At 42.8% G+C, this 20,300-nt stretch carries 15 protein-coding genes; all 15 read left to right on the forward strand.

Features of this window, described 5'->3' with window-relative positions:
- Positions 1 to 54 precede the first annotated feature (54 nt).
- The 15 genes from GJQ68_RS16770 (at position 55) to nth (ending at position 20,300) form a co-directional block, all read left to right on the forward strand.
- Positions 55 to 1,005: a type VI secretion system baseplate subunit TssG gene (locus GJQ68_RS16770; protein ID WP_162418456.1), complete on the forward strand. Its 951-nt coding sequence runs from the start codon at positions 55 to 57 to the stop codon at positions 1,003 to 1,005.
- Positions 1,006 to 1,048: 43 nt separating this feature from the next.
- The gene (locus GJQ68_RS16775; RefSeq protein WP_162418457.1) at positions 1,049 to 1,948 is read left to right on the forward strand and encodes a TssN family type VI secretion system protein; all 900 of its coding nucleotides are present in this window, start codon (positions 1,049 to 1,051) and stop codon (positions 1,946 to 1,948) included.
- 18 nt (positions 1,949 to 1,966) lie between these two features.
- Entirely contained in the window at positions 1,967 to 3,178 is a 1,212-nt protein-coding gene (locus tag GJQ68_RS16780) for a hypothetical protein (RefSeq protein ID WP_162418458.1), read from the forward strand.
- A gap of 29 nt (positions 3,179 to 3,207) precedes the next feature.
- Positions 3,208 to 3,729 carry a type VI secretion system TssO gene (gene tssO / locus GJQ68_RS16785; protein WP_162418459.1) on the forward strand — a complete coding sequence of 174 codons (522 nt, stop codon included), beginning with the start codon at positions 3,208 to 3,210 and terminating at the stop codon, positions 3,727 to 3,729.
- A 185-nt stretch (positions 3,730 to 3,914) separates the two neighbouring features.
- Positions 3,915 to 5,324, forward strand: a complete 1,410-nt coding sequence (locus GJQ68_RS16790; RefSeq protein ID WP_162418460.1) for a S8 family serine peptidase — start codon at positions 3,915 to 3,917, stop codon at positions 5,322 to 5,324.
- A 155-nt stretch (positions 5,325 to 5,479) separates the two neighbouring features.
- Positions 5,480 to 8,149 carry a CHAT domain-containing protein gene (locus GJQ68_RS16795; RefSeq protein ID WP_162418461.1) on the forward strand — a complete coding sequence of 890 codons (2,670 nt, stop codon included), beginning with the start codon at positions 5,480 to 5,482 and terminating at the stop codon, positions 8,147 to 8,149.
- Positions 8,150 to 8,231: 82 nt separating this feature from the next.
- Positions 8,232 to 8,546, forward strand: coding sequence for an L-rhamnose mutarotase (rhaM, locus tag GJQ68_RS16800; protein ID WP_162418462.1), 315 nt, complete (start codon positions 8,232 to 8,234; stop codon positions 8,544 to 8,546).
- Positions 8,547 to 8,569: 23 nt separating this feature from the next.
- Complete coding sequence (locus GJQ68_RS16805) at positions 8,570 to 11,386, forward strand: glycosyl hydrolase (protein WP_235941652.1); 2,817 nt, start codon at positions 8,570 to 8,572, stop codon at positions 11,384 to 11,386.
- Positions 11,387 to 11,523: 137 nt separating this feature from the next.
- Positions 11,524 to 12,573 carry a GntR family transcriptional regulator gene (locus GJQ68_RS16810; RefSeq protein ID WP_162418463.1) on the forward strand — a complete coding sequence of 350 codons (1,050 nt, stop codon included), beginning with the start codon at positions 11,524 to 11,526 and terminating at the stop codon, positions 12,571 to 12,573.
- 154 nt (positions 12,574 to 12,727) lie between these two features.
- Positions 12,728 to 14,116, forward strand: coding sequence for a purine-cytosine permease family protein (locus GJQ68_RS16815; protein ID WP_162418464.1), 1,389 nt, complete (start codon positions 12,728 to 12,730; stop codon positions 14,114 to 14,116).
- Positions 14,113 to 14,304 carry a hypothetical protein gene (locus GJQ68_RS16820; RefSeq protein WP_162341323.1) on the forward strand — a complete coding sequence of 64 codons (192 nt, stop codon included), beginning with the start codon at positions 14,113 to 14,115 and terminating at the stop codon, positions 14,302 to 14,304. The genes GJQ68_RS16815 and GJQ68_RS16820 overlap by 4 nt, the downstream gene beginning before the upstream one ends.
- Positions 14,305 to 14,462: 158 nt before the next feature.
- Complete coding sequence (locus GJQ68_RS16825) at positions 14,463 to 18,413, forward strand: hypothetical protein (protein WP_162418465.1); 3,951 nt, start codon at positions 14,463 to 14,465, stop codon at positions 18,411 to 18,413.
- Positions 18,414 to 18,672: 259 nt separating this feature from the next.
- Positions 18,673 to 19,275, forward strand: coding sequence for an RNA polymerase sigma factor (locus GJQ68_RS16830; RefSeq protein ID WP_162418466.1), 603 nt, complete (start codon positions 18,673 to 18,675; stop codon positions 19,273 to 19,275).
- On the forward strand, positions 19,250 to 19,483 hold the full coding sequence (locus GJQ68_RS16835; protein WP_162418467.1) for a hypothetical protein: 234 nt from the start codon (positions 19,250 to 19,252) through the stop codon (positions 19,481 to 19,483). Before GJQ68_RS16830 ends, GJQ68_RS16835 begins: the two co-directional genes overlap by 26 nt.
- A 127-nt stretch (positions 19,484 to 19,610) precedes the next feature.
- Entirely contained in the window at positions 19,611 to 20,300 is a 690-nt protein-coding gene (gene nth, locus GJQ68_RS16840) for an endonuclease III (protein WP_162418468.1), read from the forward strand.

Raw genomic sequence — 20,300 nt, forward strand, 5'->3', positions numbered from 1 at the left:
CTGTCTGCCGACCTTTAGGCAGGCATCTGACCAATAAAAGAAAATAATAAACGGATGAACAAGGACCAATTATTACCGGCATTGCAGCGAGAAATTAATCATGGGCCCGCAGATCTCAAGGCAGAATCAATAGTGGTCCTGGCCATGGGGAAGGGATTGGTACAAGAAGACTTTGCTATCGCTTCGGAGAGCAGCAGGCGACGTCCCTACAGTAAGGATGTGCTTTCCCCTGGATTAGAAGAAGACCGTCACAGAAAGGCCTTTTTACAACTGGAACTGAGTAGGGACGGTTGGTACGATCATTTGCCGGAGGGCTTGTTTCATCAACCGGTCCAATCCGGAGTACCGGGACTTTCAGCTGGGGAAATGGCTGCAGAATATGTTCAAAACAAGCAAATAGAATTGGAAAACAGGCGGTTTTTCAGGCCATTTGAGCAGGCGTTTTATGAAGAAAGGGTATCCCTTGAGTCAGAGGAATTTCAGCTCTTAAAAGGGTTGAATACCGGAACCCTGAACGATTTCTTTATGGAATTTTGGGGAATTGATCCGGCCTTTCCGTCCAGATGCGTGACCCCCTTTATCGAAATGCTTCCACAGGTTCACAAAATCAATGGTGATCCGGATCTCCTTGCTCAATGCTTGGAAAAGATCATACAGGAGCCCGTAGAGGTTAAGGTAACCAATGAAGCAAGGCAGGAAACGTTATCAGATGGTTTTAATGAACTGGGTCATTCCCGGTTAGGTTCGGACCTGACCCTGGGTAATCTCTTTTGGGAGGAATCTCCCTGCTACCACTTTAGTATTGGGCCACTACAGCATTCAAGGGTGGAGGATTATCTGGAAAAGGGTATTCAGCATTCCTTTCTAAAAGTTTTCAATGATTTTTTTCTTCCGGTAGAAGCAGGTGAGCTGACGCAAATTAAGGTTTCGGAGAAGGAGATGACAAATATACTGGAGCCACATCAAGCCCCCATTTTGGGGTATTCTTTTGAGCTGGTAGCCTGAACCCAAAGTTGTTGACAGGGATAGAAATTCAAAAAATAAAAACATGGAAAAGATGCTCATAAACGAATTGACAAGAACCATCCTTATCCTGGGAATGGTGGCTGCAGGCTCATTGGGGGTGATGGTGAAGCTGATAGCAAGGGTACAGGGAAGTTTCAAACCGTATTTTAAAGCCACCATTCTTTATTTGCTGGTAGCCATACTATTGATGTCAAGTGTTGCCTCGCTCTCGTATTGGTCACACCTTAAAAACCAACAGCTTTTTCATTTGATTTTTCAGGCCTATTTTCTGATTCTTGGTACCATGCATGTGCATTGGCTGAAGGAATATGTTAAATGGGCAGGAAATGAACAGTCGTTATTAGCGGAATTTTTATTCACCATGGTGCTAGGTCTGTTAGGAGGTGTGGGATTTATGGCAGTATTCAGTTGGTTCAGTTGGTTCAGTGAAGATTTGTTGGCTTTTAATATATCCATTGGTTCGATTATGTCCACGAGTACGATCTTATTTATCGTTCCATGGATGGTTAACCAGATGTTTTCCAATGCGTTATCCGTTCCAGGAAAAATCCTCAAAAGGTGGTATTATCCCTGCGGAGAGGAATTGGAAGAACCGGATGAAGACAAACTAAAAAATCTTCTGGTTATTAGTTTTGTGATACAGAAACATCTGGGAGACGATCAGGAAACGCATTTTCGAGCCAAGGCACCCATAGATATGGAAATGGGCGAGCTTTTCTATTATTTCATTAACGATTACAACGAAAGGCATCCCAATGATAAAATAGACTATTTGGATCCTTCAGGAGAACCGTATGGCTGGCTTTTTTACAAGAAAAATCCATACCTACGTCTGGCAAGCCAATATGTAGATGCCGAAAAAACCATCTATAATAATCGAATCAGGGAAAACAATGTCATTCTCTGTAACCGGATACAGTAAACTTAAAATTCTTGGATCATGCTAAACAATCAATTTGAATATTTACCAGTGAATTGGGTCGATGGGATGAAAATCAGCAAGTCCCACTTTGTTGCTCAAAGCAATGCGCATCTCATGCAAATGGCAATGGGTTTTAGCACCTCAATAAATGAATTCAATTACGGGTTGTTGCCCGTTTCTGGAAATGGACCTAAGATAAGGGTCAGTGTGGACAATCAGCAGCAAGTGCAGGTGAGGCTTCATCACTGTCAGGCCATCACTCCTGGGGGGCATTTGATACAAATAGTTGAAGGTGAAGGGGCCAAAGCGGATGCGTTGGGGTCCTTGGTGCCTGAAATGAACCTGCCTTTACAGCGGCTTAAAGGGAAATCTACCGATTTCTATATCGTTTTGGTTATCCATCCTTATGAACGAACTCCCTGCGGGCAGGCAGACCTGACAGAACTGCCGCCAAGGCTTCCGTATTCCAGACCGACTTACACCCTGCACCTGTTACCGATTGAAGAATTGTCTTCTCATTCCATAGGCGAATTCCAGCTTCCTATAGGCAAATTAAGGGTTCTGGAAAACAATTTGGTTTTGGATGAGAATTACATTCCTCCTTGTGCCAGGACCAACTGTCATTTCGAGTTGATCAATGTCCATACGGGTTTGGAACAGTTTTTTGGAAAACTGGAGTTGAATTCCCTGCAGATCATTCAGAAAATCCTCCAAAAAAAGCAACAAAATGACATGGCCCAGATTGTCCAAAAATTATGCGAACAGGTCATTCAATTTACTTCTTTTCATTTGGGAGATTTTAAGCAATTGGGCTTGGACCAACCTCCTATTTATTTAATCAACAGGACCATCGCCTTCTCTAGGCTCTTAAAAAACAGCCTGGATTTTTACATCGGTTCCGGAAAAGAAGAGTTGATTAATTATTGCGTGGAATGGTGTGGAGTCGAGAAGGGAGAATTGGAAGGGAGCTTGACTACGTTGGCACACCAGCCTTACGACCATCTCAACATTGCTGAATCAATGGAAAAAGTAGAAAACCTGGCCAAATGTGTAGGAAACCTATGGATGAATCTGGCCAAACTGGAATATATCGGTAAGCGGAAAGACACGGGAATATTTGTAAAGGAACAAATGGTACAAAAAGAGGCGGGTAACCCCTCGAAAGACCATGTAAACCAACCCACCACCGAGGACCGGCCGGGTAAAAGAAAAAGTTTCTTCTTAGAATAAACGAATAAACCATTAAATAGCATAAAGTCATGAAACATGTATTAAATGCCCGGGAGAGGAACCACGCACTTATGGTCTTTGTCCTTTCCTTTATTGTTACGGTGGCCCTCATTGTGAGTGCGGTATTTTTCCTTACCCTGGTCCCTGAAAATGAAAATACAGCACTGAGGGAAGAAATAAAAAGCTTTGAACTGCAGGAGTTCGAGCAGAAGGAATTTATTGATGCCATGGAAAAGATCCAGGAGTTGACCGATTCCCTTCAGAAGATTGGGGAAATCAACCCATTGGTGAAAAGTTCCATTGAGCAACACCTGCGGGACATGAACCAGCCCGGACATAAAGAAGGGGATCTCTATGGAACGACCAATACGAATATTTTTAATTTTTTGTATGACTATACGGTCATGAACGAGCAAATTATTTCCTTAAAGGAAAAACAATCCCGGGTGGAATATTTGGAGGAAGAATTAAGAAAATTCAAAGACAAAGTCGATGAATTAAACAGGGACCTGGATTTTCATAGAAAGGGGGGCAATCTTTCTGCCCGATAACATCGGATTTACCGAAAAAGCTAATTAAAATATTTGGATATAAATTAACCATATAATATTTGTTATTGTAAAAGTTTATATCTATGTTTATTATGTTTTTTAATACTAGACCAACTTTATGGCCCTATCAGTAGCATATTTCAGCATTTGTTTTAATTAATTATTTAATAAACTCTATATTCTTTATGAAAGAATCAAATACTAACACCGACAACAGCTTTCAGAAATACGAAGAGAATAAAATGGTGGTGATTTTGAAAGATTCCCTTGATGACTACGACTGTGAATGTTTAAGGGAGAAAATCAATAATGAAGTAAAGGAGCAATTTAAAAAGGAGGAAAAACCAGAGGATGAATTTGCCGCATTTGAAAGGGATCCCAGTCTTAGCATAGAGAATATTGAGCTTTGGAAAAACATCAAACCAGATATCGTAGGAAGGGTGATACGGTCTCATACTGGTGCAAACAGGGTACGTGAAGGAGATTTCGTTTTTAATTATAAAAATGGCTTCCATGAAGAAACAGCACCGGAAAACAAAGAATATGAATCGTTATGGGTTCATGCCGGGCAAAACACGGACCCGGAGGAGGTACTTATTGCGGTGTTGGATACTGGTGTCAACAGAGAAGTTATTCCGGAAGATTACCTTTGGAAAATGAAAATTGAAAACCCCGAAACCAATGAATTTCAATATGTAAGGGGGGTTAATTTCCTGGTTGAAGAACAGAATAAAGACCAGAATCTGTACGGAAAGTACGAAATAAATGACGATCACAAAGGTAGCCATGGGACTTTGGTGAATGCAATGATAATTGAGCAGTTCAAAGCCGCCGGCAAATCGGTTAAGATCATGAATTTAAAAACCCACAATTATAATGGAGAGGGTAATTTATTTTCCATGGTTTGTGCCATTCGGTTTGCAGAAAAACACGGCGCCAAAATTATCAATGCTAGTTGGGGTTTTTACAGCAACGAATTAGATGTATTAGAGCCTTTGAAAGAGTTGATTACCGCATCTTTAGCGAAAAAGGGAGTTGTTTTTGTAGCTGCAGCAGGTAATGCCTCACCCCTGGATGACGATATATTTTTGCAAAATTTAAACCAAAAAGGAGGGGATGCCAGAAACCTATCGGATCATCATTTTTTTCCGGCATATTTCGGATTTGACCTGGATGAGAATAAAAAAAACATAATTGTAGTGACAACTCTTAGCCGGGAGGGGGAATCCCGATCGGTCAGTCTCAAACAGAACTATTCTTCAAAAGTGGTAGATTTGGGTATCGTGGCCGACCAGTCGGAAGGAGGGCTGGAAAAGCAGGTGTTCAAAGTCCCACTTAAAGCAAAGCAAAATTTGCTTGCCAAGGGAAATGGTCAAAGCAATCCACTGGTTTTTGGTTCCTCATTCGCTGCAGCCAAAGCCACCGGATTGATAGGGGCAAACTTTAAAGATATCTTCCTTGAAGAATCAAAAGTCAAGACAAAGCATTATTTATTTCAAAATGAGGTGGCAGCAACGCTATTGAGCGAAGATGAACAATTAATTGATAAAATAATTGACGGTAGGTATTGGGAGAATGGTGCCGAAATAGCATAAGATAGCTATCTCAAAATTTTAATTTCTTGATGAAATACAGGGCCTTATACGTATGCTTTTGGGTTTTTTATAGTCCTTTTTGTTTTTCTCAGACGAGTGAAGGTAATCGGGACTGGGAAAAGGAATACCAAGGCTTGGTTCGGAAACATGAAAAAATGCCAGACAGTATTATAGTTCATTTAGAGGAACTGCAGTCACTGGTTTCTCATTACGAAAAATCCCAGAGTCCGAGAGATAGTACCTATCTGAAATTAATCAACCGGCTGGGTGACTGGAACTGTAAAACTGGAAATTTTGATCAGGGTTTGGCTATTTTGGAATCAGGTTTAAAATACTGCAAAAATTCAGACGAAACCGATATTGACCCCTCTTTTTCAGCAATTTTATACTATAACTTAGGGTTCTATTATGAAAAATTGAATCAACATGATACGTTTCAAAAGTACATGGATAGTTGCATTTTCATTGCAAGAGAGTTCCCAAAAAGATTTGAAAATGGCATCTATGCCTTCGAGAAATTATTACTCCATTTTTTGAATAACGGAGAGCACCACCGGAGCCTGCAATTGGCTGATCAAGGGCTGTTATTTGCTGGCAACAGAGAAGGAAACGGGCAAGTTATTCTGCTTTACCTGCAGAAAACCCAAGCGTTGTTATTGGATAATTTGCTTGAAGAGGCAAGGGATAATATGGATGAGGTCTTCGGCATACTGTCTAGAAGTAGTGAAAGCGAGAAATATGTTGGCTTGGTAAATTTTAATATGGGCTATCTTTCGGAAATGGAAGGGAATTACCGGCAGGCAATAGAATATTACCAAAAATCGCTTGATTACAGTGTAAAAAATTTAAATTACACGGATAGCTATAAGGCATTAAACAATATCGGAAATATTTATAATACGATATTAGATCAGCCCCAAAAGGCACTGGAATCATACGAAAAAAGTATTGAGTTTCTTGAATTGCTGAAGGACAATATCGGGCTAGCTACGGTTTTTAACAATATTGGATATCTTCATCTTCAAAAGAAAAACTATAAGGAAGCCTTAAGGTATTTTCAAAAAGGATTTTTTGCTTTACCCATGGATTTTAAAGATACACTGCTTACTACAAATCCTTCAATAAGTGCTATAAAGAGAGCTGGAAATGAACATATTACTTTTAGTTTAAACTTCAACAAGGCGGAAACGTTTTTATATTATTTCAAAAGTGAAGGTAAAGAGGAGCACCTTAGAGCCGCTCTGGAAACCTTCAAACTGGCAGACTTATCCATCAATTTAATGCGTTGGAATCAGCGGAACGACCAATCTAAACTTTATTGGAGAGAAGAGTCCAAATCAATGTATGAACTGGCCATTGAAACCTGTTACCTATTAAAAGACACAGAAAGTGCCCTGTATTTTTTTGAAAAAAGCAGGGCAGTTTTGCTAAACGATAAACTCAGTGAACTCGGTGCGCATAAGTTTTTGGATCCGGAGGACGCTGCCAAAGAAGAAGAATTTAGATTAAAATTAGTTTCCTTAGAAAGGAAATTGTCCGGCACCCCGCAAACGAGTCCTTTTTATCAAAAGTTGGGTAACGAAAAATTTCAAGTTCAGGTAGATTATGAAAAATTTATAAAATCCCTGGAAAATAAATACCCCAGGTATTACCAGTACAAATACGACACCACGGTTGTTTCTTTGGAAGACATGACAGAAAAGGTGCTGGAGCCTGATCAGGCCTATCTTGGTTATTTTGTGGGAGAAAAAAATGTATATGCACTGACCATTGATTCCGATTCAGCAACTATCCACAAAATGCCAGTGGGGGATTTCCCGGACCAGGCCGAAGAATTATTGTTGCTAACATCCAGTCAAAGCAGCCTCAATCAAAATTACTCCCGATACCTGCAACTCGCCCATGAGTTGTATCTTTCCTATTTTCAGCCACTGGCATTGTCAAGTAAGCGAATTCTAATTTCCCCGGATGACTATTTTATTCCCTTTGAAATGTTGATTGAAGACCCGGAGGATTCATTCAGTTTCCTGATTGCTGACCATGCTTTCAGTTATACGTATTCGGCAGGTTTTCTGCTGAAAAACAAAAAATTGGACCGGAATGAGACCGCAGCCTTGCTAGGAATGGCCCCGGAAGAGTTTCAACCGCATTTGCAGCAGACTTCCCTGCTGGGCTCCGGCCAATCCCTAAACCGTTTGAAGGAGCATTTTTCCAGGTATCAGGTATTCACTGGCCAGGAGGCCACCAAAGAAAAGTTTCTGAGGCAGTTAGCTAAAAATGACATTGTTCATTTGTATTCTCATGCAGTAGCAGATGATGCAGGGAGCGAACCTAAGCTATACTTTTCAGATTCCACCATCTTGGTTTCTGAACTTCGAGTGTTAGGTAATTTGCCGACCCAACTCATTATACTTTCTGCCTGCAACACAGGGGTAGGGAAAAATGTGCCAGGAGAAGGTGTTTTTAGTTTGGCACGAGGCTTTGCAGCAGCCGGAATACCTTCAAGTATTACTTCACTTTGGCCCATAGACAATAAAGCTACATTTCAACTTTCGGAAATGTTTTATGAAAGCCTGGGTCAAGGAAATCCAACCGATCTCGCCCTGCAGGAAGCCAAATTACGGTTTATAAAGGATAATCCTGGAAATTATCAGCTGCCTTATTTTTGGGCAGCTGAAGTAGTGATAGGGAAGTCTTATGCATTCAACACCAAAACAAATAATAATTATTTGTGGTATTTTCTACTCGTTGTTTTAGTTGTCGGGCTGATTACTTTTAGAATTAGACGAGGAAATTTTCTGAACTCAAAATCCCGAACCTCTTAAGCCCGCACAAGTTTTCCCGAAAGTTTTGCTTATTTTAAGCGTTAATTTTACCTTTAATCCGTCCAACACATCTAAATAGCCTATGAAGCAGGTAGCTTTTACCATGAAATTGATTCCGGGAAATGAAGCGGAATACGAACGGAGACATAAGGAAATCTGGCCGGAATTGGCTTCTCTTCTGAGGGAAGCCGGGATAGCGGAATACCATATTTTTCTTGATCCAGGCAGTCATACCCTTTTCGCTTTTCAAAACCTAAACGAACAGGGTGCCAACACCGATAACCTTCCGGACAATACCATTATGCAAAAGTGGTGGGCCTATATGGCCGATTTGATGGAAACCAATGAAGACCAGTCTCCGAAAGTTCAGCCGCTCCAAAAGGTCTTCAGCCTATAAAATAAAAGCGAACCCTCCCACCGATGATGAAACGATATAAAACGTTACAATTAAGTCTATATTCCCTGTTTTTTTTGGCTTTTCTCTTTGGACATGCTGGCTGCCAGCAAGAAGAGCCGTTTACGCCAATCGTAAAGGCTGGCGAATGGCCGGAAGTGACCCGCAGCGCAAAACCCTGGACGCGGTGGTGGTGGATGGGCAATGCTGTGGACGAGAAAAACCTGACAAACCTGCTCCAATCCTATGAAGCCGCAGGTCTGGGCGGACTGGAAATCGCCCCGATTTATGGAGCAAAAGGATTTGAAGATCGTTTTTTGACCTACCTTTCTCCGGAGTGGATGGAAATGCTTCATCACACCGTGGCCAAAGCCGATAGCCTGAACATGGGCATTGACCTGACGCAAGGCACTGGCTGGCCCTTTGGCGGACCGATGGTCCAACCGGAAATGGCTGCCCAGCGAATGGTGATCCAGCAACATACTTATTCCGGCCAAGAGGGATTAGACCGGCCCATCCTGCTTGAAAGCACCCGCGCCACCCGCTTTGAATACGGGCTGCACACGGTAATGGCCTTTAAGGAAAACGAGACTCCGGTAAACCTTACCAGCCAAATTGACGATTCCGGAGAATTGTCCTGGGACGCTTCCGGAAAATGGGAGCTGGTGGCGGTATTTATGGCGCAAACCGGTCAGATGGTCAAAAGGGCGGCACCCGGTGGACAGGGCTTTACCCTGGACCATTATTCCAAAGAGTCCGTCAATGACTACCTCTCGCATTTTGAAGAGGCCTTTAAAGAGGATTTTCCCGGGATACGGGCATTTTATAACGATAGCTTTGAAGTGTATGGGGCGGATTTCACGGAGAATTTTTTTCAGTTCTTTCAGGAAAAGCGAGGATACGACCTGCGGAATCATTTACCGGAATTGCTGGCAGAAGAACCGGACGAACGCAGTGCCCGATTAAAGTCCGATTACCGGGAGACGATCAACGACATGCTTCTGGAGAACTTTACCGGACAATGGACTGACTGGGCCAACAGGCAGGGCAAACTAACTAAAAACCAAGCGCACGGTTCACCGGGAAACCTACTGGACCTGTATGCCCGGGTGGACATACCCGAGGGGGAAACCTTCGGTTCCAGTTATTTTCCCATACCCGGTATTCGAAGGGACAGTGCAGACATCCGAAACGTGGATCCCGATCCTATCATGCTAAAATTTGCCTCTTCTGCGGCACATTTGACCGGAAAAAACCTGGTTTCCACGGAGACCTTTACCTGGCTGGGAGAGCATTTTAAATCTGCTTTCTCACAAGCAAAACCGGAATTGGAGCAGGCTTTTCTGGCGGGAATCAACCATATGTTTTACCATGGAGTGACCTACTCTCCCGAAGAGGTGGATTTTCCGGGATGGTTATTTTATGCTTCTTTGAATCTGAATACACATAACAGCCTATGGCCCCATTTTAGAGGCTTTAATGAGTATATACAGCGTGTTCAGTCGGTGCTGCAGTCCGGAACGCCGGATAACGAACTGCTAATGTACTGGCCGGTGTATGATGTGTGGGCGGATCCGGAAGGCTTATCCAAGATGTTGACCGTACATGGGATTGATGAGTGGTTGCATCCCACTCCATTTTATAAGGGTTCCAAGATGCTGATGGAAAAGGGATTCGGATTGGATTTTGTCTCAGATGACTTGATTGGGGATTTACAGGTTTCGGATGGCCACCTTTCTTCAGCCAATGGAACATACAGCGCTCAGGTTTTGGTGGTGCCAAAGCTTACGTATATGCCGGTAGCCACGCTGGAGCGGATCCTTTCTCTGGCGGAAAAAGGGGCAAAAGTAGTTTTTCAGCAGGTGCCCACCGAAGTTCCCGGGTTTAACGATTTCACTTCCAGAAAGGAAGCATTGAATTCATTATGGGAGTCGTTGGCATTTGAAGCAACTGCCGGCTCACAACTGGCAAAAGTAGGAAGTGGACAGGTAATCTTATCGGAAGACCTGCTTCAGGCCATGGAATTGGCGGGCCTGGAACGGGAAACGCTGGTGGATGAAGGGCTTCAGTATATCCGTCGAAATCTTAAGGGGGAGCGGTACTATTACCTGGTGAACCATTCCGCTGAAGCAGTAAACAGCTATATCCCGCTGAAGTACGGGGCGAATGAGGCGGTGCTGATGGATCCCGAAATAGGAAAGGTAGGGTTGGCACAAAACCGTGGAGAAAAGGGGGAATTTGAAGTAAGGGTAAATCTGGACCCGGGGAAATCGCTGATCGTTCATTTGCTGCAGCAAGATTCCGAAGGCATTTCCGAGTGGAAGTACAGCCATTCTGAGCCGGACCTTATCCCGGTAGAAGGTCCCTGGACGCTAACCTTTACAGCAGGGGGTCCGACGCTTCCGGAAGCGCAACAATTGGAAGAAGTTCAGCCCTGGACCAAATTGGAAAATGAAGAAGTCCTGCATTTTTCCGGACAGGCTTTATACGAAACAAAATTAGACCTCAACCTGAGTCAAGGCGCAAAATACGTATTGAATTTGGGTAAGGTATTGGAAAGTGCACGGGTGTGGATCAATGGACAGGAAGTAGGTTTTGCCTTTGGCATACCCTTTAAGCTGGATGTAAGCGATTACCTTCAAAATGGGACGAATGAAATTAAAATAGAGGTGGCCAATCTTATGGCTAATCGCATCCGTTACCTGGACCAGCAGGGGGTTACCTGGAGAAATTACCATGAAATCAATTTTGTGAACATCGATTACGGGCCTTTTGATGCTTCTGGCTGGGACATCATGCCTTCCGGTCTCGCAGGTCCGGTCAACATCGAAATTCACCCTTGATAGAAATAGTAGTTGTACGGATTGCCAAATTCAATTAAATAAGGTGAAATGTTACTATTGAGGAATATTTAATTAATTTTAAATGTACTTCGTTTGAGAAGTGTAGGACTGTAGCTGCTTAAAATAACCTGAATCCCATGATTGAAGTAAAGACCCTCATCCGCTTGGATGAAAATTCGCGAATTCCTAAATACCAGCAAATTGTCAATTCCATTATTGAAGATATTGAAGGTTGCCAGTTGCAGGTAGGGGATAAGATTCCTTCCATCAACGAAATAAGTGAAGAACATTACCTTTCCAGGGATACGGTAGAGAAGGCCTACAATCAATTAAAAGAAAAAAAAATTATTCTTTCTGTAAAAGGGAAGGGCTATTATGTAGCTAAGAACATCTCCACTTCCAAAGTGAGCATATTGTTTTTGCTCAATAAGCTCAGCAACTACAAGCTAAAAACCTACAACTCTTTCATTAACAGCATGGGTGCGGACGCGCAGGTAGATTTAAATATTTACCATTGCGACCCTAAATTGCTAATGAATATTCTCAATGAAAACCGGGGAGGCTACGATTATTACGTACTGATGCCCCATTTCAAAGACGAAAACCAGGGTCATTACAATTTGGATACCGAGGTAATGAAGTGTCTGAGAAAGATTCCTGCGGATAAATTGATTGTGATGGACAATCAAATACCACAACTGGGAGACGAGGTTTCGGCTATCTACCAGGATTTTAAAAATGATATTTACAATGCCCTCTGTGAGGGAATATTTCAGTTGCAGCATTACGAAAAGTTGATGTTGGTATATCCAAACGATACCGTTTACCCCTACCCCAAAGAAATCATGGAGGGTTTTAAAAAGTTTTGCCGTGATTTTGATTTTGATTTTGAGATCCTGGAAACCGTATATGCCGAAATGGAATTGAGGCATAAGGATGCTTTCATCGTGATTGAGGAAAACGATTTGGTAAACCTGGTAAAACAGGTACGCGAACAGGACTTTAAATTGGGAGTTGATATTGGGATTATTTCCTACAATGATACTCCTTTGAAGGAGCTTTTGGGTATTACCGTCATATCAACCGATTTTAGGCTAATGGGCGAGACGGCTGCCTATATGATCAAAAAGAATAAAAAAGAATCGGTTAAAAATGTATTCAAATTTATAAACCGGGGGTCAGTTTAATAATCAACGAACAATCCCAATTTAGTTTATGGGTTTATTTATAGATACATATGTCTTACATCGGTTCACATATCCCTGGCCGAATTTCATTTTTAATCAACATCCAAACAAGGTAAGTAAAACAAGCTTTTGACTCTCTCAGTAACCAAATTCTATGGAAAAAAATAAAAGTCTGGTAGCGCGCTTGAATTCCGTAAATGAATACGAGCAGGAAGCCATACCCGCCAATAAATTAAAAGGTTGGAGGAGCTTTCTAGGAACCTATGCCGGAGAGCATACCGCAGGTACCGAATTTGTAATCGGTCCTTTATTCGTGGCACATGGTGCCAGTGCCATTGATTTGGTTACGGGGTTGATTCTGGGAAATATCCTGGCCGTCTTAAGCTGGGCGTTTTTGACAGCAAAAATAGCCGTAAAAACCCGGGTCACCCTTTATTATTTATTGGAAAAAGTTGCAGGGAATAGGTTTACCCTCATTTACAATTTGGTAAATGCGGGATTGTTTTGCTTTTTAGCCGGATCCATGATAGCGGTAGCGGCGACAGCCGTGGGAATTCCCTTCGATATGGCCATGCCACAGTTGACCGATGTCTATCCCAACAATTTGGGATGGGTGCTTACGGTTTTTGCTGTGGGAACCATCACCACCATTATTGCCATGTTTGGCTTTGATCAGGTATCCAAATTTGCCATGGTAGCAGCTCCCTGGATGATCATGATATTCATTGCTGCCGCCCTGGCTGTATTGCCCCGGTTGGGAGTTACTGATGCGGGTTCGTTCTGGTCAGTCGCCGAGAGCACCATTTGGACCGGGGTTCCGCTGGAAGGCCAAAGTAAGTTTGGATTCTGGCATATTTTGTTTTTTGCCTGGTTTTGTAACATGGCCATGCACATAGGCATGGCAGACCTTTCCTTGCTACGCTACGCCAAAAAATGGCAGTATGGCTTCTCGTCTGCTACCGGAGTATTTCTGGGCCATTTTATCGCCTGGATAGCCTCCGGGATATTGTATTCCTTGTTTTTGATTGAATCCGAGGGGAGTCTTACCTTTGCTCCCGGACCCATTGCCTACAGTGCGGTGGGAGTTGCGGGAGCCATCTGTGTAGTGGTAGCGGGTTGGACCACTGCCAATCCTACGCTATACCGAGCCGGACTCGCCATTCAATCCATCAATCCCCGTTGGAAAACCTGGAAAGTCACCTTATTTGTAGGCTTATTTACCACTATTGCGGCCTGTTTTCCGGCCTTGGTGATGATGCTTCTGGAATTTGTAGCCCTTTACGGATTGATCCTAATGCCTGTAGGGGCCGTTATATTTATTGACGTGTACCTGCTTGAAAAAATTGGCCTTACATCCAATTATGCCCAGGTTAGTGGTAAACGTCTGAACAGTGCGGTAGCCATCACCTGGTTGGTCACCCTGGCTTTTTGTTTGCTACTCAACCTGATGGTAGGGGTGGAAATCTTCTTCCTTGGACTGCCTGGATGGTTTGTGGCTGTTTTGGTATATGTCATTGCCAGTAAAATCACCCAACGAAAATGAAAAAACTTCTAATAAAACTACTATCCTTTATAGGCCTGGGGCTGAATATTGTCCCGGCAATGTTGGTGTTTTCCGCTGAGATGACACCCGATACCTGTAAACAGCTCATGTTGGCGGGCACGATCCTTTGGTTTGTGACTGCTCCTTCCTGGATGAATAAAGGACAGGAGGATGCTAGTCAGGAATAAATGCAACGTAAAAGACAACCTTTTTGACATTTTTTGTAGCTAGGCCTGATAAACTAAGATCAGACCTTCCTGCTTTTATTTCGAATTCGAAATAAAAATTTTTATTGTACGTCGATTTCCTTAACTTGTTTTCGTAGCTAAAACAGGGTTTTACGACCATGAAATTCAAGGATTTACGTATCTGGATTTTAATATTTGGCGGGATGTTGTTGATTGGTGCCTACCTTTACCAACATTCGAAAACCAACCAAAAGCAACTGGAATCCCAGGGTATCAAGGCTATTTTTTTGGCCAAGCAAAATTTTGTGGACGCTTTTTACAATTACCACATTCAGTTGGAAGGCTATTTTAAACGAAATTTCTACACATGGGCCGGTGGAGAGGTCGAAAATGCAGCTGCCCGAATGGTGGAAATGATCGACCGCACTCCGAAATTCGGCATTAAATCCATTAAAGCCTTTGAAGCCGGTCCCTCCTTTGATCAATCCGTCCTGGATCAACAAGGGATCTCTTTGAGAAAAAAGGATTCCCTTTATTTGATCGAGGTCAATGGGTTCCGTTTTTCTTTGGATGATACGACCAAGTCAGGAAAGCTACCGGATTTAAATCAAAGCGAATTGGTTCGGAAGGTTCGTGAAAACCTGGGGATTACCGTTAAATCGGCACCCGGGACTGGACGGGCATTTGAAGTAAATCACGTGGTACCTATCCATACCTTAATGGAAAACAACATCCAAAGTATGTTTTTTGATCGCCTCTTTGTTTTGGATAGCTCGGGTACGGCCATTTACCCCAGAGACATGGCGGGGTTGCCGGTTATTCCTGCTGATACACTGGGTGGGCTGCATTCGGTGGGGGAACGAAAGCTAAACCTGCAGCTATCAGGAACGGATTTCCAGGGATTTTTGTCTCCGGCATTGATAGGGAATAAGGGGTTTTATTTATTGGGAATTAAGGAAAAAGCACAATTTGAACGGGTTGCCCTTCGGATAGACTTCCGACTCCTCAGTACCTTCCTCACCTTATTGATTTTAATTTTCGTGTCCATTCCCATCATCAGCATCTTTAATCTGGGAAATGGCGATATACTCACCAAAAAGCGAGTGATAGGCTTAGGTCTTTCTTTAATTCTGGTAATGCTGATTTTGGGTTTTTTTTCCTTTTCCCTGGTTCAGAATTACCGAAGTACTTCTCCGGGAGATCAATACGTGCATGACTTGAAAGCGGCTTTTTCCAGGCAGATTGATCGGCTGACATATGGTCTGGATCGTTTTAGCGATGATTTAAAGCAAGGGAAACTAAAATCCAGCACCGAAAGGAATTCCCTCAACCCGGAAAATAACGTCAACGAATTTTTAGAATTCGACCCTGACGGAAATATTCTGACCATGCTTATTCCAGGGACCAATTCTATGGATGGTCCGATTGATTTTGGGGATTTTCCCTTCGTGTCCATTGCCAACCGGGACTATGTAAAGAAGTTGCCAGTGGATTCCAGCAAGCATTTTATCAGTGCTCATTTTTCCAAATCTACCGGAAATCTGGAAGGAGTGATCAGTAAGAGGGCAGCAGGATCCGGTTTCGCATTGACGTTTCGATTGGATTCCCTGGCACCTAAAATCAGTAAGAACCAACGCTATTTCGTTTTCAAACCCGATGGAAAAGTTCTACTGAAAAGCCAAAAGGTAAATATTCCCATCAATTACCTGCAAGAGGGGATAGGGGAAGAAAAATGGGATGAGATCAAAACCCTTATCGCAAACAATCAGCATGCGGATGAAAAGCAGGTCTGGAAAACCCCGATTTATGTAAATGGCCATGAATATGAGGCACTCTTGAGCAGGATATCCTCTGAGGAATTTGTTTCAGAAAACTGGGTGCTGTACCTCGAGAATCAGAACCTGCAACATGCCCTGCACTCCCTGTCTTCTTTAGAGGCATCCACGGTTTTTGTTCCCTATTTATTGGTCTTGGTGCTGCTGGCGTTATTAACGCTGCTGACAAGCAAATCCAGTATCTACCTGGCTTACAAACCTTTTTCCTTTGAATGGTACAGTCCTTCTTCGGCTAAGCGAAACCGGTTCCTCTGGTTAAATGGCGTTTTGTTTTTGGACCTGATACTATTTGTCGCTGTCTACCTGTTTTTACCTTTAGGCATTTTTAAAATCTACCTTTGGTCAGCCCTTTTTGCCATTCAATCAGGCACCTGTAATTTCCTACTGCTCTCTACCACTGAAAAGGACCGGCAATTAAAAAAAAGTACGGCTTTCCTCGTTATTTCGGTTTCACTATGGCTTTTAGCCGCTTATGGGCTAATTCATTTGTCAGGGATGCAAGCCGATACCATTTACACCTTTCTGACCCTTTTTTTTCTGGTGGTGTTGGCATTGCTTCAGGTACTGTGCTGGTATTTGTCCAAGGTCAATCATTTGCCCTCTCTTTCACCGGATAGCTGGACCCAACATGCCGGGCTACAGCGTATTCACAAGAGGCTAAGTGATTTCTGGAACAAACTTACCGGTGTGCAAGTAGACAAGAGGGTTTTTGCCCTGAATTTTTTACTATGGCTGATGATCATTGGCTTTTTGCCGGGTTATTTCATTCATCGGCAGATTTTTAATCAGGAGAAATTCATTTGGGATAATTTGGAACGAAAAGAACTGGTTGAAAGAGAAAATGCCGAAGATTTAAGTGAGTTCTTTTTAAGCCTGATAGAAATCCATGAGGAATTTAGAAGGACTTACTTTGGCAGGTTTTCAAACCATGAGGATGAATTGATTCGGAATTTTGTAGCACCACCTTACGAAGTAATGATTGCCGCTTTTAATTTGCCTCCCAATTTCGACCTGGCCAATTTTTTTTCCGGGAAAAACGGTGGAGAAATAATCAAAAGAAATTTCCCCATTTTACTGGCTCTCGCCGTGGTGCTTATCTGGCTTTTTCATATGATCATGCGTTTGGGAAATAAAATATACCTGATTGATTACCATTTTACCCATGGCATGCCCTCCCTTCCCACAAAAGCGAAAAAGCAACGGAAGACATTTGTGATCGGAGTAGATGCGGCCCAATGCCGGCACTGGATCAGCAGCCAGTTTGGCATTACAGCCCCGGAAATGTTGCTGGTAAATGCGGAAACAGATTTGGCAAATATGCCGCAATTGGCAAACTCCCATCGGGCGGTTGTGTTTGAAAATATCCACTGCCTGGAGGGTGTGGAGGGATTGCTCAAGGCCATGCTGGCCTTTGGAAAATACGATTACGATAAGCCGGTTTACTTATTTGTTACCTCCGGTAAGCCGCTTCAGGAGATCATCCTTCAGGACACTCCCAAACAGAAGCGCTTGTTGATTACTGAGATTTTCTCAGAATACCTATTTCAATACGTTCCTCTGGATTTTAAAAACCGATCCATCACCCTTCCTTACTCAGGAGTGGATTGGGAGTTATTGGAAACGGAAGAACGGGAGGCATTCAAACGAAAAATGGGAAGCAAGTTATTTAACGACGAAAAAACGCAGGAGCTGGCGGCTGAAATTGCCAGCAGTCCCCATTCGGAGGTGATTGCCAATCTGATTACCGAGGAATTGTCCGCAGATGATTGGGACGAATGCCTCTCAAAAGAACGGTACGAAAAATGCATTCTTTCCATTCAACGGTACAACAAAGCCTATTTCATGAATATTTGGGCGGAATTAAGCCTGAAGGAACGGAAGATGGTGTACAACTACGCTACCGAAGGTTTTATTAATTTTTTTAATAAGGAAACGATGACGGCTTTGATTCAGAAGGGAATCATCCGGATGAATGCTGACAGAGACCGCCTGGTCCTGTTTTCCAATAGTTTTCGAAATTTCGTATGCATTTTTGCCAGTGAGCAAGACGTAGCACGGTTTAAGCAAGACGAAAGAAAATCAGGTAACGCCAAAATGATACAGGCAGCTGTTTTCAGCTTTGTGTTAATCAGTGTCGCATTGATTAGCTTTTACGACCCGACCATCCTGAATGAAACATCTGCGTATATTAGTGGCGTATTGGGCCTGGTGGGTACCCTTTACAGTCTGTTAGCAAAAGGGTTTGCCAAGGCACCCGTAGCCGAAAATCAGTAAGTGCCATGTTCGGTTTTGGTATTGTTATTGATCTAATCCGGAAAAAGAGTCATAATCCCCATATTGTATTTGGCTAAAAATTTAACAAAAAGTATATTGTTCTGAACAATCAGTTTAACGATACTATTTATCATAAAAAAATACAAAATTGATTGCGTTGTTTTATCCTATTCTATACATTTGATGACGCGATACTTATTTATTGACCTTAAACACCACAATATGGGATAAAACTCTACGTTATCTAAATATCAGTTTTATGAGTAAAAGGGTAGGACCTAAAGACAGTGAGTTAATCTCACAATATAGGAATGGAAGCGAAGTGGCATTCGAACGGTTAGTAGACAAATACAAAACCAAAGTGTACACCGCCATTCTGATGATAGTGAAGGAGCAGGGAGTAGCTGAGGATCTGTTACAGGACGTGTTTGTTAAAGTTGTACAGACACTCAACTCTGATCGGTATAACGAAGAGGGTAAATTCCAACCCTGGTTGATGCGGATTGCCCACAACCTGGCAATCGATCATTTCAGGAAAATGAAGCGGCATCCTACGGTGGTGATGGAGGATGGTTCGAACGTGTTTAACACCCTGCATTTTGCGGAAGAAAATGTTGAGGAATTAAAAGTTAAAGATGAGACCTATGCCTTGGTCAGACAATTGATCGACGAGCTTCCAGAAAGTCAGAAGCAGGTATTGATCATGCGACACTATATGGACCTGAGTTTTCAGGAGATTGCCGAACAGACGGGTGTAAGCATTAACACGGCCTTAGGTAGAATGCGTTATGCTCTTATTAATTTAAGGAAAAAACTAAAACAAATAAATATCGCCTATGACCAAATCTTTTACCCAAAGTGACCTGATAAGATATGTCTATCAGGAAATGATGGAGGAGGAGCGTGAAGAAATGGTGCAAGCCCTGCGACACCAACCCTTTTTAATGCAGGAGTACATGGACTTGCTGGAAACCATTCAAAATTTAGATCAGCTCCAAACGGAACCCTCCGAAAGAATTGTTAATGCCATTAAGAAAAAGGCCCGGTTCAGAGGACTGGAAAAAGTGTAACACCAACAAAAAAAATGATTTTCCTACCGCTATAGCTTAGCGGTAGGATTTTTTTTGTATTATCGTTTTCTTCGGACAGGTTGTATCACTACCTGTCGACAGAAAAAGAAATTGAAAAATAGCGAACATGTTAAAAAAGGACAGGTACCGGGCTTTTGTCGATCATTTTACCGAGAACATGCCTGTGGCAGAAACAGAACTCCAGTACGAGACCCCTTACCAGTTGTTGCTGGCAGTGGTTCTGAGTGCTCAATGTACCGATAAGCGGATCAACATGGTCACTCCGGCCCTTTTCAGGGATTTTCCCACACCGGATCACTTGGCCGCGAGTGATTTTGATCAACTGTTTCCCTATATTCGATCTGTTTCCTACCCGAATAATAAAACCCGGCACTTGCTGGGGCTGGGGAAAATGTTGATGGAGGAATTCGATGGAGAGGTACCGGAAACGGTTGCCGATCTGGTTAAGCTTCCGGGGGTGGGAAGAAAAACGGCCAATGTGATTACCAGTGTCATTTGGAACCAACCCAACATGGCGGTTGATACCCATGTATTCCGAGTTTCCAAAAGGTTGGGATTGGTCCCACAAAGTGCTAAAACCCCACTCGAAGTAGAGAAACACCTCATTCGACACCTGCCAAAAGAAGTGGTTCATAAAGCCCATCATTGGCTGATACTCCATGGACGGTACATTTGTCTGGCAAGAAAACCCAAATGTGCGGAATGTTCTATTACCCACCTTTGCCGGTATTTTGAAAAATTTGGGGATTCGCTGGATCTACAGCCAGGGGCGGTTTCCAAACCCTTAAAAAAATAG

Origin of the sequence: Cyclobacterium roseum (genome assembly GCF_010119225.1) — a bacterium.
GTDB lineage: Bacteria > Bacteroidota > Bacteroidia > Cytophagales > Cyclobacteriaceae > Cyclobacterium > Cyclobacterium roseum.